Here is a 13,619-nt window from a genome sequence, read left to right as displayed (position 1 = left end):
GTCATGACGCCCACCGATCGCATGCCCGACGTCGTCGCGCTGCAGGCGAAGCTCGCGAGCCATGGCTACATTGCCGAGCGCAGCTTCGCGGCGGCGCTGTTGCTGACGCTGGAAATGCGCCTGCCGCTGCTGCTGGAAGGCGAGGCGGGCGTTGGCAAGACCGAAGTGGCGAAGGCGCTGGCGCGCCTGCTCGCGGTGTCGCTGATCCGGCTGCAATGCTACGAAGGGCTCGATGCGCACACGGCGCTGTACGAGTGGAACTACGCGCATCAACTGCTGGCGATCAAGCTGTTCGAGCAGGACGCGCGACCGCTGCGCGACAAGGAACAGGATGTCTTTTCCGAACGCTACCTGCTCAAGCGCCCGCTGCTCGAAGCCATCACGACCACGCCCGCGCCCGTGCTGCTCATCGACGAGATCGACCGCACCGACGAAGCCTTCGAAGCGTATCTGCTCGAAGTTCTTTCGGACTTCCAGATCTCGATTCCCGAGCTGGGGGTGATTCGCGCGATCGAACGTCCTTACGTCATCCTGACTTCGAACGGCACGCGCGAGATCTCGGATGCGTTGCGCCGCCGCTGCCTCTATCAGTACGTCGACTATCCGTCGTTCCAGCGCGAACTGCTGATCGTGCGGACCCGGGTGCCCGAGGTGCCCGAAGCGCTCGCGCGCCAGGTGGTCGAGTTCGCGCACGCGGTGCGGCAACTGGCGCTGCGCCGCAAGCCCGGCCTCGCGGAGACGCTGGACTGGGCGGCCGCGCTGCTGCGCCTCGGCGTGAGCGCGCTCGACGAGGGCGGCATCGAGCGCGTCATGGATTCGCTCGCGGCGCTCGTAAAGACGCGCGAGGATCAGGCCGCGCTCACGAGACCGGTCGTCGAAAAACTGGTGGCGTCATGTTGACCGGAACCGAACGCGCCGCCGCGCCGACCGACGCTCCCGATCTTGCCGACAGGCTCGTCGCGCGCTATGCCGGTTTCGCGGGCTGGCTGCGCGCGAACGCGTTCTGCGTGACGAGCGCGGACGTGGCGGCGTCGATGGAGATCGCGAATCGCATGGGCCAGTTCGACAGCGATCTGCTGCGCTGGAGCCTGCGCGCGCTGCTGTGCTCGCGTGCGGAAGACTGGCGGCGCTTCGACGATCTGTTCGACGCCTGGTTCAGGACACCGAACCGGCGCAAGCTGGTCGAAACACGGGCAGGGGGCGCGGGGCCGCTCGCGCGCGACGAGGCGGGCGAGGGACTGCCGGACGCGAGCGAGGGCACGCCCCTGTCGCTCGCGGGTCGCGGCGCCGGCGCGCCGGGCGAGGGCGCCACGGCCGATGAGGGAGCCACCGAAGCCGAATCGCTTGCCGGCGCGGATTTCCGCCACCTCAACGATCACGCTGAACTCTTTGCCATCGATGCCGCGATTCGCCGCTTCGCGCAGCGCCTGCGCGGAATCGAAACGCGCCGCGAGCAGCGCGCGAACCAGGGGCGGGCCATCGACCTGCGCTGGACCTTGCGCCGCAGCGTGTCGCGCGGCGGCCTGCCGGCGGAGCTCGGCTGGCGGCGCTTGCGGCGGCAGCGCCCGCGCATCGTGCTGATGCTCGACGTGAGCCGCTCGATGAACCTCTACAGTTTCTTCCTGCTGCGTCTCGCGCGCGTGCTGAGCGGTCGTCTGCGCGACGTGCGCAGCTTCATTTTCCACACGCGGCTCGTCTGCATCGACGAGGCGCTGCGCGATCCCGATCCGCGGCGCGCGCAGGAGCGCCTGCATCTGATCTCCGAGGGCTGGGCCGGCGGCACGCGCATCGGCGAGAGCCTTGCCGGATTCAACCGCTACTACGCTTCGAGCCTCCTGCATTCGCGCACGGCGGTGGTGATCGTCAGCGACGGCTACGACGCGGGCGATCCGGCGCAACTGGGCGACGCGCTGGCCGCGATCCGGCGCCGCTGTCATTCGCTCGTGTGGCTCAATCCGCTCGCCGGGCGGCCGGGATTCGAGCCGGTCAGCGCGGGCATGCAGGCCGCGCTGCCGCACCTCGATCTGTTCGCGGGGGCGCGCGATCTCGCGAGCCTCGAACGCCTGTTTCCGCAAATTCTCGGTGCGTTGCAATGAATGCCGAAACCGTCGATACCGTCCCGGCCGCAGTCAGCCTGCTGCAGCTCGAACAACAATTGACCGATGCGGGGGTGCCGTTTGCCGTCGCAACCGTGATCCGCGTGGCGCCGCCGGCCTCGACCCAGGTGGGCGCGCAGGCGCTCGTGGAAAGCGACGGCACGCTGCATGGCTGGATCGGCGGCGGGTGCTCGCAGGCGATCGTGATCGAGGCCGCGCGGCAGGCGATCCGCTTCGGTCAGCCGCGGCGGGTCCGCATCAGCAACGAGCCCACGCCACCCGATCCCGAAGTCGAGGCCCACGCCATGCCGTGCGCGAGCAACGGCGCGATGGAACTCTTCATCCAGCCGACCGTGCCGGCGCCGCTCGTGATCGTGTTCGGCACAACGCCGACGGCGCACGAAGCCTGCGTGCTGGCGCGGCGCATGGGCTTGCGCGCGTCGCTGGCGACCGATGCCGCGCGCGCGGGCGGTCCGCGTTTCGACGCCGCGGCCCTCGACCGCGCCGGCGCGTCGTTCGCGCTGATCGCGACGCAAGGCGACGGCGACGAGGACGCGCTCGAAGCCGCGCTGCGCAGCGGCGCCGGGGCCGTGCTCCTGATCGCGAGCCGCCGCAAGGCCGAGCGGCTGCGCGAAGCGATGTGCGCGCGCGGCGTCGACGAAGGCCGGCTCGCGGCGTTGCACGCGCCGGCTGGACCGGCGATCCACGCGCATACGCCGCAGGAAATCGCACTGGGGGCCGTGGCGGGACTCGTTGCTTTGCGGCACGAACGGGAAGACGCGGTGGCGGCCGCGCAAGCGGCCGTTCCGCAGGCCACCGTCGCCACGGAGGCCGTGCCGCCGCTGCCGCCGTGCGAGATTCCTGAGGCGCCGGCGGCCGAGGCGGGACGCTATGTGAATCCGGTGTGCGGCATGAGCGTCGAGATCGCGACGGCGAAACACGTCGTCGTTTATGGTGGCCGCAAGGTGTATTTCTGCTGCGACTGCTGCAAGGCCGAATTCGAGCGCGCGCCGGCGCGCTATCTGGCCGCTGCGCCAGAGCACGAGGCAAACCCCGGCGATCGGCCCGCGGAGGGATGATGAATACAGTGAAGTTTTCGGCCGTCGTGCTCGCGGCGGGCCTGTCCACGCGTATGGAGGGGCGCCACAAGCTGCTCTTGCCGGTGGGAGGCGAGCCCGCTGTGCGGCGCGTGGTGCGCGCCGTCGTTGCCGCGCAGCCGCAGGAGGTGGTCGTGGTGACGGGATTCCATGGGCGCGCCGTATTCGAAGCGCTTGACGGCCTCGACGTGCGCTTTCAGAGCAACCCGCGCTACCAGGAAGGGCAGATGACCTCGGTCGCGTCCGGCGTCGCTGCTTTGCAGGCGCCGTGCGACGCCGTGATGATTTGTCTCGCCGACCAGGTGTTGCTGGAGGCCGCCGATTATCGCGAACTGGTCGGCGCTTACGCGTCGATGCCGCGCGGATCGATTCTGGTGCCGATGTTCAAGGGCGCGCGCGGCAATCCGGTTCTGTTTGCAGCGAGTTATGCCCCCGAGGTCGTGAGCGGCCACGTGAATCCGGGTTGCCGCAAGCTGATCGCCGAGCACGGCGACGAGGTCTTTCTTCACGAGGCGGCGCACGACCGCTTTTGCATCGACATGGATACGCCCGCCGATTATTCGAGCATTGTCGCGCGAGTGGAAACCCCGATTACGGTCACGGTCAAACGGGCGTGTTCACAGGCATCATGACGTCGTTCTGAGCGTCAGCGATGCCGCTCGCGCGACAGCGTTCGAGTGGCGGCCAACGGCGGCGACTATTGACGGAGACGATGCTCAATCAGGGGAAACCGGGTCATCGCGCCGGCTTCGCAGTGCCGCCAGAATGCCTCTCAAGAGATCGACGGGCGGCGGCGGGCAGCCGGGAATGTGGACATCGACGGGAAGCAGCTCCGAAAGCGGCCCGCAGACCGCATAGCTGTCCTTGAAGATACCGCCCGTGCATGCGCACTCTCCGGCGGCAACCACCAGCTTTGGCTCGGGCGTTGCCTCGTACGCCAGCCGTACCGCCTCGCGCATGTTCACAACAAGAGGACCCGTCACGAGGAGCATGTCGGCATGCCGGGGACTCGCGACGAAGCGGATCCCCAACCCCTCGATGTTGTAGTACGGGTTGTTGAGCGCGTGAATTTCGAGCTCGCAGCCGTTGCATGATCCCGCATCGATCTGCCGGATGCACAGTGCGCGGCCGAGCACGTCGAGAATCTGCTGATGCAGCCGTTGAGACTCCGTGCGCCAGTCGTCACCGCCCGGAGGAATGAGTTCGGCAGGCGCGCGCGTACCGGCGATCCGCTTGAGAAGTTGCCACGTCACAGGTCGTGCCCCGCGTAACAGAGATTGAACGACTTATTGATCAGCGGGAAATCCGCGACGATATTGCCGATGATCGCGACTTCGAGAGCCGGCCAGTTCTGCCAGGACGGATCGTGGCAATGACAGCGCGCGAGCATGCCGTCCTCGCCGGTTTCGAGCGCAACGAGCACGTCGCCGCGCCAGCCTTCGATCCATCCCGTTCCATACGACGGCGGGCGGCGGATATCGGGTTGCACGGCGATGCCGCCGCGCGGCACGCTGGTGAGGATCGCGCGGATCTGGCGTAACGATTCGTCGATCTCGCGAAAGCGCAGCGCCACGCGGGCCGCCACGTCGCCGCGCTCGTCGCCGAGGTGGCGCGCACCGATTTCGCGGTAGGGAACTTGCGCGTGATCGACCCGCAGGTCCATCGCGCCGCCGCTCGCGCGCGCGGCGAAACCGCGTACGCCGAGTTGAGCGGCCATCGCCGGCGTGAGAATGCCGGTCTTCGCGAAGCGGTCCTGCATGCCGGCGTGATCGTCGTAAATGCGCCGCATCGAGCGGACCTCGCGCTCGATGCGGTCGCACTGCGCGAGGATCGCGCCCGCCTGTTCGTGGTCGAGATCGCGCGCGAGGCCGCCGGGCTCGATCGCGTCGAAGAGGTAGCGGTGGCCGAAGGTACGCTCGTTCAGGCGCAGCCAGTCTTCCTTCATCCGCGAAAACTGCGCGAGCCCGAATGCGAAGCCCGCATCGTTGCCGAGCGCGCCAAGATCGCCGAGATGGTTGGCGACGCGCTCGCGCTCCAGCAGCAGCGCGCGCAGCCATTGCGCGCGCGGCGGAATCGTCGTGTCGAGCGCGCGTTCGAGCGCCATGCAATACGCCCACGCAAATGCGACGCTGCTGTCGCCGGCGATCCGGCTTGCCAGGCGATGGCCAGCGAGCGCCGGCGTACACTCGAACAGGCGCTCGATGCCGCGATGCGTATAGCCGAGCCGCTCTTCGAGCCGCAGCACTTTTTCGCCGACCACGGAGAAGCGGAAGTGTCCGGGCTCGATGATGCCGGCGTGAATCGGTCCTACCGCGATTTCATGCACGCCGTCGCCGGCGACCCGCGTGAACGCGTAGTCGGCTTCCTGCGACGCGAAGCGCTCCGTGCCGGTTGCGGACTTGCGCAACGGGAAGTAATCGGCGGGCCAGTTGCCGTGGTTCAGCCAGGGGCGCACGTCGCCGGCGCCGCACGCGCGCAGGCCGGTCAGATCGTAGACGGCGCGCTGCATGCGGGCCGCGTACGGAAAGAGGGCGGAGAGGTCCGGGTACTCGCAGGCCCAGGACGGCGTCTTGCCGAGCGGTAGCCGGACCCACAGCAGGCCGTCGTCCACGGCATAGGCGGCGCATACGATGAAGGTGCCGCCGGGGTCTTCGGCGCCCCACAGCGTGATCAGGCGCCCCCCGCCTTCGTCGACCGCGGCGGCAACGCGGACCCAGGCCGCGACATCCACGTGCGCAACGAGCGTGGCCGGCGCCTCCCCGAACGTGGCAAGGCGGGTGAGGCCGGGTAAGGAGTGGAATGCGTCGATCCCCATGAATCATCCTGCAAGCACGGCCCCGGCTGCGCGATACCATGCGGCGAGCCAGGGGGGAAGGTAGAGACCGAGCATGAGCCCGATGGCCAGATGAACGAATACCGGCAGCAGTGCCGGCCGGTGTTCGAGCCGGCGCGCCGTGGCGTCGCCGAACACCATGCCTTGCGCGTGCCTGAAAATGACGGCGAACGCGACGGCCAGCGCCAGCATCAGAAGCGGCGCGGCCCACGGCAGCGCATGCATTGCCGTGGTGAGAATCAGGAATTCGCTCGCGAAGACGCCGAATGGCGGCATGCCGAGAATCGCGAGCGTGCCGAGCATCAGGCCCCAGCCCACCAGGGGACTCACGCGCACGAGCCCGCGAATGCCGTCGATGGCCTGGGTGCCGGCTTTCTGCGCGGCATGCCCCACGGTGAAGAAAATCGCCGATTTGACGAGCGCGTGAACCGTCATGTGCAGGAGGCCCGCGAACGTGGCGATGGGGCCGCCCAGCCCGAAAGCGAAGGTCATCATGCCCATGTGCTCGATCGAGGAGAACGAGAAAAGGCGCTTCGCATCCGTCTGCCGGAACAGCGAGAACGTCGCGACGAGCACCGAGACGAGCCCGAAGCCCACGAGCAGATGTCCCGGCAGGCCGTTCTGCAGCGCGCCGTCGGCGAGCACCTTGCAGCGCAGCACCGCGTAGAGCGCCACGTTGAGCAGCAGGCCGGACAGGACGGCGGAAATCGGCGTCGGGCCTTCGGCGTGGGCGTCGGGCAGCCAACTGTGCATCGGCACGAGGCCGGCCTTCGTGCCGTAGCCGATCAGCAGAAACACGAACGCGAGCGAGACGATGGTGGGATCGAGGCTCGCCTTCGCGGCGTTCAGGCTGGTCAGCAGCAACGCGTTGCCGCCGCCCAGCACGCGGCTGGCGGCCAGATACAGGAGGATCGTGCCGAACAGCGCCTGCGCGATGCCGACACCGCAGAGAATGAAGTACTTCCACGCCGCATCGTAGCTGGCCGCCGTGCGATAGACCGACACCAGCAGCACGGTCGCGAGCGTTGCGGCCTCCATCGCCACCCAGAGGACGCCCATGTTGTTCGTCAGCAGCGCGAGCAGCATCGCGAACACGAACAACTGGTACATGGCGTGGTAGAGCCTCATGCGGTTCGCGCTCATGCGGCCGCGGTCGCGCTCGACGCGCATATACGGCTTCGAGAAGAGCGCTGTCGTCCAGCCGATGAATGCGGTCAGCGTAACCAGAAAAACGTTGAACGGGTCGACGAAAAACGCCTGGCCGAACACGAAGGCGGCGCCGTGCGCCATCGTGCGCTGGACGAGCAGGAGCGCGGCGGCCAGCGTCAGGAGGCTGAAGGCGGTGTTCAGGTCCGGCGCGGCGCGGCGCGCGCCCGCAAACGCGAGGCTCGCGCTCGCGGCGAGCGGCAGGCCGAGCACCGCCGCGAGAATCCAGGCACTACTCATCATGACGCTCTACGAGGTGATGGATGTCCAGGCTGTCGAATCGCTCCCGGATCTGGAACATGAACACGCCCAGGATCAGCATGCCCACGAGCACGTCGAGCCCGACGCCGAGCTCGACGATCATCGGCATACCGTTGGTGGCGGCGGCCGCCGCGAAGAAAAGCGCGTTTTCCATCGAAAGGAAGGCGATCACCTGGGGAATCGCCGTCGCGCGCGTGATCATCATCATGAACGACAGCAGCACGCAGGCGAGGGCGATGCCGAGCGTGCCGCGCGCGACCGACGAAGCGAACTGCGTCACCGGCAACGCCACGTTGAATGCGACGACCACGAGCACGATGCCCGTGAGCAGGGTGGCGGGAATGTTGAGCAGCGATTCGACGTCGCCCGTGATTTTCAGGCGCTGCACGAGGCGATAGAGGATCCAGGGAATCAGCCCCACCTTGAGCACGAGCGTGAGCGCCGCGGAAACGTAGAGGTGCGTGTCGGCGGTGACGAAGCCGAGCACGAGGTTGGCGAGGACGAGCGTGAAGCCCTGCAGCGTATAGAGATGGATCAGCGCGAGAATCCGGCGCTGGCTCAGCATCGCGAACGAGATGAGCAGCAGGATTGCGGCGAGGAAGTTGACGATCTGCGTGGCGAGCCCGTGCATTCATGCCCCCAGCAGGAAATGGACGAGCATGCCGATCACGGCGAGCAGGTACGCCGTCGCGAGGAACTCCGGCACGCGGAAGAGCCGCATTTTCGCGTTGAGCGTCTCGACGAGCGCGAGCAGCGCGCCGCCCGCGAACAGCTTTGCGAACAGTGCGGGCACGGCGAGCAGCAGCGCGGACGGATTGCCCGCTTCGGCAATACCCCACGGCACGAACAGCGCGAGGCCGATGCACGAGTAGGCGAACAGCTTCAGGCTCGACGCCCATTCGATCAGCGCGAGATGGCGGCCGGAGTATTCGAGGATCAGCGTTTCGTGGATCATCGTCAGCTCGAGGTGCGTGGCGGGGTTGTCGACGGGCAGGCGCGCGTTTTCCGCCAGCGACACCATCGCGAACGCAATGCCCGCGAAAGCGAGGCTCGGGTAGAGGGCGAGCTCGCCGTGGCTGAGCGTGTCGACGATGTGCGTGAGTCCGGTGGACTGCGTGATCAGCGAGGCGGAGAACAGCACCATGAGCAACGCGGGCTCGGCGAGGAAGCCCACCAGCATCTCGCGCCGCGCGCCGAGCGAGCCGAATGCGGTGCCGGTATCCATGGCGGCTAGCGAAATCGTGACGCGCGCCAGCGCGAACAGACCCACGAGCGCGATGGCATCGGCTGCCGGCGAGAGCGGCAGGTCGGTCGAGAGCGTGGGCACGATCGCGCAGGCCAGCGTCATGCAGCCCCAGACGACATAAGGCGCGAGACGCGTGAGCGGGCTCGCGTGCACGGCGACGACCGACTCCTTGTTGAAGAGCTTGTGCAGCGTGCGGTACGGCTGCCAGAGGCTGGGCCCGCGCCTGCCCTGGAGCCGCGCACGGCAGATCCCGACCCAGCCGGACAACAGCGGCGCGGCGGCGAGCGCCACCAGAATTTCGAGCCCCTGCGAGAGCGCTCCGGACAGCGTGATCATCGGCGCACCAGGACGAGCAGGACGATCAGCGTGAGAAAGCTGTACGTCAGGTAGACGGCAATGGGGCCGGCCTGCAGCCGCCCTACGAGCGCGCCGAGCGCCTTGACGGCGCGCGTGAGCGGCTCGTAGATCCAGGCCCGCGTGCGGTCGGCGATGGCTACGCGGTAAGTCGGCTGGCTGTCGAACGGAGACGGCACGTGCCGCTCGATCCTGAAGAACGGCGAGAAGATCTCGCGGATCGGCTGCCCGAAACCTTCGGCCGTGTCCTGCATGCGCGCGTTCACGAACGGATTGCCGCAGGCCCAGGGTGCCGCGCGGCGCAGCCGCCCGTGATAGAAGCGGCGCACGAGTACGAACGCGAGCCCGCAGCAACCCACGAAGAAGGCAAGGAAGACGACGGGCATATAGCTCGCGCGATCGATGCCGGTGGGGGCGAGCAGCAGCCAGCCGCTCGCGATGGCCGCGCCGAGGTCGGCGCCGGCCAGTTGCCGCACGACCGGGGTCAGCGCGCGGACGATCGGGACCGGCAGCAGGCCGAGCAGCACGGTGACCGCCACGAACCAGACGAACGCCGCGCGTTCCCAGACGCCGGCGTCGCGGGCGCGGGCCAGCGTGGCTTCGCGCGGCTGGCCGAGAAAGACGATGCCGAAGAACTTGACCATGGTGTAGCCCGCCAGCGCCGCGACGAGCGCGATCAACGCGGCGATGAGCGGGATGGCCATGTTGAGGAACGTGTTCGGCAGGCCGGGAGTGAAGAGGAAGCTCTGCAGCAGCAGCCATTCGGAGACGAAGCCCGAGAGCGGCGGCAATCCGGCGCTGGCCAGCGCACCGGCGAGCATCGTCCAGGCGGTCCACGGCATCCGGTGAATCAGGCCGCCGAGGCGGCCGAGATTGCGCTCGCCCGTGGCGTGCAGCACCGCGCCCGTGCCGACGAACAGGAGGCTCTTGAATGCCGCGTGGCTCGCGATCTGATAGAGCAGGGCGGTCATCGCCAGCGCGGCGAGGCCGTTCATGCCGAAGGCGCGGAACAGAACGGCGAGCCCGAGGCTCACGAACATCAGGCCGATATTGTCGATCGACGAATACGCGAGCAACCGCTTCATATCCGACTGGATCGCGCTGAACACCACGCCGAAGAGCGCCGTGAAAAGACCGAGCGCGAGCAGCAGCACGCCCCACCAGGCAATCTGCAGATGCAGCAGGTCGAAGACCGTGCGCAGCATGCCGTAGAGGCCGGCCTTCAGGACGAAGCCGCTCATGAGCGCCGATACGGGCGAGGGCGCGGCGGGATGGGCTTCGGGCAGCCAGACGTGCAAGGGAAAAATGCCGGCCTTCGCGCCGAAACCGGCCAGCGCGAGCAGAAAGGCGACCGACGCCTGGAGGGGGGCGAGATGCTGCGCGCGCATGGCGGCAAACGTATAGTCGCCGGTATGACCCTGTAGCAGTCCGAACGACAGCAGCAGCGCCAATGCGCCGACATGCGAGATCAGGAAGTAGAGAAACGCCGCGCCGCGAATTTCCGCGATGCGGTGGTTGCTCATGACGAGGAACGTGGCGGAGATCGTCAGCGTTTCCCAGGCGACGAGGAAGCCGTAGGCGTCGTCGGCGAGGAGAACGAGGGCGAGGCTTGCGAGGCAGACGTGATATTCGAAGCAAAGCAGGCCGGGCGGCGTGCCCTCGCCCTTGCGGAAATAGCCGGCCGAAAACGCGCTCAAGCCGGCGCTCACCATCCCGAGTACGGCGAGAAAGTAAGCCGAGAGCGCGTCGATCCGCAGATGGACCGGCAAACCCGGCAAGCCGACCGGCAGGATAAGCGCTTGCGTCGGCGCGCACATGCCGAAGAGGCCGAGTCCGAACAGCAGCCCGCCGAGCAGAGCGCCCGCGGGGAAGAGGCCATGTGCCACCACCCGTGTGCGGCGCAGATACACGAGTCCTACGACGCCAATCGCCAGCCAGCCGGCAACGACGTACAGCACGAGCTGGATCACGAGGCGAGGTTCCATCGGGCCGGATCTCCCGCGGTCTCAGTCGTGCGCCGCGGACACCGGGTCCACGGTCGCGGGTGAGTCGGGGGTCGCAGCGCCGCGATGGTTCCGCTCCATGTTTTTCGCGTGCGTGCCGAGGTCGAGTTCGCCCGACAGGACGAGGTCGCGTGCCCGGGCGTGCAGCGTCGGCCAGTCCGGGGGCGGCGCGTGCTTTGTCGCGATGGCGATCGGGTTTCCGTCGCGCCGCGCGTGTGTCCAGAGCGGCCGTGCCGCGAAAGTGCGGCCGATCCGCTCGAGACAGGCCGTCGCATATGCACCGCGTTCGAGGAGGTTGGCGACCAGCACGCCCTGGTCGCGCAAGGCGGCGTGGCAGTCGTCGTAGAAGCGCTCGCTCGACAGGCTGGCCGGCAGGCCGAAAGCGTCGAAGCCGTCCAGCAGGATGGCATCGGCGGCGTTGCGCAGGCCGGCGAGATGCACGGTGGCGTCGGCGTGGACGACGCGGAACCGCTCTGAATCGTCGGGAATCTGGAACTGGTCGCGCAGCGCGATGACGCGCTCGTCGATCTCGATGGTCGTGACGAGGGCCTCGGGAAACCTGCGATGGCAGTACTTGGAGAGCGACCCGCCGCCCAGGCCCACGATGACAATATGCGCCGGATCCGGCTGGAACAACTGAAACGCCATCATGGCCCGCGTATAGGGCAGATGCAGCGCGAACGGATCGCTTTTACGCATGGCAGTCTGCACCCCGAACAGGCCGAAGCACAGCGAGCGCGTGCGCGGCCCCTCGTGCACGACGGGCGTCCCCGGATGGCGGCCGAGCAATTCCGCAAAGAGCAGGCTCAAGTGGCTCTGTTCGGATGGCAACTCAGGAATCTCCCCACTATGCACGAATTACTGCAAACGCTTGGTGTCACGCTCCTGGCCGGAACGCATATGGTTAACACTACATGTTAACGACATTAACATGCTATCAGAACTGTTCCGGCGTTTCCAGATGCGACCGATGCGCAAACACAGGCACCTCGGAGCGCCTCGCACGACCTTTCCGGCGTTTACATGCAACGCACATACGATTAACATTAAATAAGATTTTCGGGGCGGCCGCGGGAACGTGGCCTTGGGTGGACGAGGTAGCGGGGAAGGGTTTCTGATGATCGACTTCGATGTTCCGTTGCTGACGCACGAGAGCAGGCCGTTGCGGCTGCGCGACGCGGCTGGCGAGCGAGGTCTCGTGGCCGTAGGCGTTGGCCGGGCAGGCGGGCGCGGATTCCAGATGCTCCACCGTTTTGCCGCGCCCGGCGACTGGCTGGGGGCCGCCGGCGTCAACGTCGTGTTCGTCTATCCGGCCGAGTCGGCTCGTCACGTTCAGGACGCGCTTTCGGTCATGGCCGCGCGCTACCGGGGCAAACCCTGCCTGCTGCTCGACGAGGCCGGCCTGTTCTTTGGCCGCGCTTTGCCGGTTCAGCGGCTACGCGCCATGCGTTTCGATCGGCAATTTGCCTGTATCGAAACTGCGATGATTTCCGTGCGGGATGCCAACTGGGATTCGCAACTGTGCGACTTCCTCGTCAGGGCAGGCGAGGATGCGGCATAACGGGCGCGGACGGAGATGCGCTGAAGATTTCCGGAGTCGACGGGGCACGAGCGCGAGGAACGCTGCGGCCGGAGCGCACAACCGGGGAACGTTCGACAGGCCGCTGATCGTCGAGAACGACCAGGTCGTCTCCCTGTTTTTCGATGCCGCCGCTGTCCAGAGCACGATGCTGCGCCGCGATCCCTGCGCGCTCGCGCTGGGTTATACGCGCACGATGATGGGCTTTCTGCTGTTCCAGCCGTCGCCGCGCCGTATTTCGATGATCGGCCTCGGCGGCGGGTCGCTTGTCAGGTACTGCTATCGCTATCTGCCCGCGACCGTCATTGCCGCCGTCGAAATCAATCCGGAGGTGATCGCGTTGCGCGACGTATTCCGGCTGCCGCCGGACGACGGGCGTTTCAGCGTGGTGTGCGCGGACGGCGCCGATTATGTCGGCGAGCCGGGGCACCGGCCAGACGTGCTGCTGGTCGACGGCTTCACGGCCGAAGGCATGCCCGCGAGCCTCGGCACGGACGAATTTTACGAGGACTGCCGGCGACGCCTGAGCGACGACGGCGTCATGGTGATGAATCTGGTGACGGACGAGCCCGGCTTTCATGACTACCTGCGCGCGCTCAGGCGCGTGTTCGGCCGTTCGCTGGCCTTGGCTCCGGCGCAGGGCAGCGATTACAACGTGGTCGTCTTCGCGTGGAAGGGCGTACGGGAATGGCCGTCCGGAAGGGATCTGCTGCAGCGCGCGGGTACGCTGGCGCCGCTTCATCAGGTGGACATGCTCGCGGTGATTGCCGCGCTCGAGCGCGGCAGACCATTCGACTGGGGACGGTATGATATGCTCCCGCCGGCGCCGAATTCCCGGTTCCGATAGCGCGCGCCGGGCCCAGGACTGCGACCTCTGCGCTGGGCCGTATGCAGCCCAGCGACTCGCAAACTACCCGCCTTCGGTTTCGATTATAATTTGATTA

13 protein-coding genes are annotated in these 13,619 nt (G+C 67.4%); 6 read left to right on the top strand and 7 right to left on the bottom strand.

The annotated features are described in order from the left end of the window. Positions 1 to 3 precede the first annotated feature (3 nt). The 4 genes from WJ542_RS12830 to WJ542_RS12815 are packed head-to-tail and all read left to right on the top strand — an operon-like array spanning position 4 to position 3,825. Positions 4 to 900: an AAA family ATPase gene (locus tag WJ542_RS12830; RefSeq protein WP_411189652.1), complete on the top strand. Its 897-nt coding sequence runs from the start codon at positions 4 to 6 to the stop codon at positions 898 to 900. Beyond that, positions 894 to 2,096 (top strand): vWA domain-containing protein, encoded by a 1,203-nt coding sequence (locus WJ542_RS12825; protein WP_411189651.1) that lies wholly within the window; start codon positions 894 to 896, stop codon positions 2,094 to 2,096. Before WJ542_RS12830 ends, WJ542_RS12825 begins: the two co-directional genes overlap by 7 nt. Continuing rightward, entirely contained in the window at positions 2,093 to 3,175 is a 1,083-nt protein-coding gene (locus tag WJ542_RS12820) for an XdhC family protein (protein WP_411189650.1), read from the top strand. Before WJ542_RS12825 ends, WJ542_RS12820 begins: the two co-directional genes overlap by 4 nt. Beyond that, positions 3,175 to 3,825 carry a nucleotidyltransferase family protein gene (locus WJ542_RS12815; protein ID WP_411189649.1) on the top strand — a complete coding sequence of 217 codons (651 nt, stop codon included), beginning with the start codon at positions 3,175 to 3,177 and terminating at the stop codon, positions 3,823 to 3,825. Before WJ542_RS12820 ends, WJ542_RS12815 begins: the two co-directional genes overlap by 1 nt. An 84-nt stretch (positions 3,826 to 3,909) precedes the next feature. Here the strand turns inward: WJ542_RS12815 and WJ542_RS12810 are convergent, their stop codons facing one another. Genes WJ542_RS12810 through WJ542_RS12780 form a run of 7 tightly spaced genes read right to left on the bottom strand, consistent with a single transcriptional unit; the run spans position 3,910 to position 11,927 of the window. Then, complete coding sequence (locus WJ542_RS12810; protein WP_411189648.1) at positions 3,910 to 4,446, bottom strand: NADH-quinone oxidoreductase subunit B family protein; 537 nt, start codon at positions 4,444 to 4,446, stop codon at positions 3,910 to 3,912. Then, positions 4,443 to 6,008 carry a hydrogenase large subunit gene (locus WJ542_RS12805; protein ID WP_411189647.1) on the bottom strand — a complete coding sequence of 522 codons (1,566 nt, stop codon included), beginning with the start codon at positions 6,006 to 6,008 and terminating at the stop codon, positions 4,443 to 4,445. The genes WJ542_RS12810 and WJ542_RS12805 overlap by 4 nt, the downstream gene beginning before the upstream one ends. 3 nt (positions 6,009 to 6,011) lie before the next feature. Further along, entirely contained in the window at positions 6,012 to 7,472 is a 1,461-nt protein-coding gene (locus tag WJ542_RS12800; protein WP_411190548.1) for a hydrogenase 4 subunit F, read from the bottom strand. Then, on the bottom strand, positions 7,465 to 8,124 hold the full coding sequence (locus WJ542_RS12795) for a formate hydrogenlyase (RefSeq protein ID WP_411189646.1): 660 nt from the start codon (positions 8,122 to 8,124) through the stop codon (positions 7,465 to 7,467). Before WJ542_RS12795 ends, WJ542_RS12800 begins: the two co-directional genes overlap by 8 nt. Beyond that, positions 8,125 to 9,075: a respiratory chain complex I subunit 1 family protein gene (locus tag WJ542_RS12790; protein ID WP_411189645.1), complete on the bottom strand. Its 951-nt coding sequence runs from the start codon at positions 9,073 to 9,075 to the stop codon at positions 8,125 to 8,127. Beyond that, positions 9,072 to 11,078, bottom strand: a complete 2,007-nt coding sequence (hyfB, locus tag WJ542_RS12785) for a hydrogenase 4 subunit B (protein ID WP_411189644.1) — start codon at positions 11,076 to 11,078, stop codon at positions 9,072 to 9,074. The genes WJ542_RS12790 and hyfB overlap by 4 nt, the downstream gene beginning before the upstream one ends. Before the next feature lie 21 nt (positions 11,079 to 11,099). Continuing rightward, positions 11,100 to 11,927 carry a fused MFS/spermidine synthase gene (locus tag WJ542_RS12780; RefSeq protein WP_411189643.1) on the bottom strand — a complete coding sequence of 276 codons (828 nt, stop codon included), beginning with the start codon at positions 11,925 to 11,927 and terminating at the stop codon, positions 11,100 to 11,102. A gap of 331 nt (positions 11,928 to 12,258) precedes the next feature. On the opposite strand from WJ542_RS12780, the gene WJ542_RS12775 reads away from it, so the two are divergent. Further along, positions 12,259 to 12,657 carry a hypothetical protein gene (locus WJ542_RS12775; protein WP_411189642.1) on the top strand — a complete coding sequence of 133 codons (399 nt, stop codon included), beginning with the start codon at positions 12,259 to 12,261 and terminating at the stop codon, positions 12,655 to 12,657. A gap of 166 nt (positions 12,658 to 12,823) precedes the next feature. Continuing rightward, on the top strand, positions 12,824 to 13,522 hold the full coding sequence (locus WJ542_RS12770) for a fused MFS/spermidine synthase (RefSeq protein ID WP_411189641.1): 699 nt from the start codon (positions 12,824 to 12,826) through the stop codon (positions 13,520 to 13,522). Positions 13,523 to 13,619: the final 97 nt, after the last annotated feature.

It is taken from the genome of Paraburkholderia yinzeri (assembly GCF_046581065.1).
Classification (GTDB): Bacteria; Pseudomonadota; Gammaproteobacteria; order Burkholderiales; family Burkholderiaceae; genus Paraburkholderia.
This window is presented reverse-complemented; position numbering and strand designations above follow the sequence as displayed.

Excerpts from the sequence above, each read along its gene's own strand:
- WJ542_RS12830 (WP_411189652.1), top strand. The coding sequence starts at position 4 with ATGACGCCCACCGATCGCATGCCCGACGTCGTCGCGCTGCAGGCGAAG.
- WJ542_RS12825 (WP_411189651.1), top strand. The coding sequence starts at position 894 with ATGTTGACCGGAACCGAACGCGCCGCCGCGCCGACCGACGCTCCCGAT.
- WJ542_RS12820 (WP_411189650.1), top strand. The coding sequence starts at position 2,093 with ATGAATGCCGAAACCGTCGATACCGTCCCGGCCGCAGTCAGCCTGCTG.
- WJ542_RS12815 (WP_411189649.1), top strand. The coding sequence starts at position 3,175 with ATGAATACAGTGAAGTTTTCGGCCGTCGTGCTCGCGGCGGGCCTGTCC.
- WJ542_RS12805 (WP_411189647.1), bottom strand. The coding sequence starts at position 6,008 with ATGGGGATCGACGCATTCCACTCCTTACCCGGCCTCACCCGCCTTGCC.
- WJ542_RS12800 (WP_411190548.1), bottom strand. The coding sequence starts at position 7,472 with ATGAGTAGTGCCTGGATTCTCGCGGCGGTGCTCGGCCTGCCGCTCGCC.
- WJ542_RS12795 (WP_411189646.1), bottom strand. The coding sequence starts at position 8,124 with ATGCACGGGCTCGCCACGCAGATCGTCAACTTCCTCGCCGCAATCCTG.
- WJ542_RS12790 (WP_411189645.1), bottom strand. The coding sequence starts at position 9,075 with ATGATCACGCTGTCCGGAGCGCTCTCGCAGGGGCTCGAAATTCTGGTG.
- hyfB (WP_411189644.1), bottom strand. The coding sequence starts at position 11,078 with ATGGAACCTCGCCTCGTGATCCAGCTCGTGCTGTACGTCGTTGCCGGC.
- WJ542_RS12770 (WP_411189641.1), top strand. The coding sequence starts at position 12,824 with ATGCTGCGCCGCGATCCCTGCGCGCTCGCGCTGGGTTATACGCGCACG.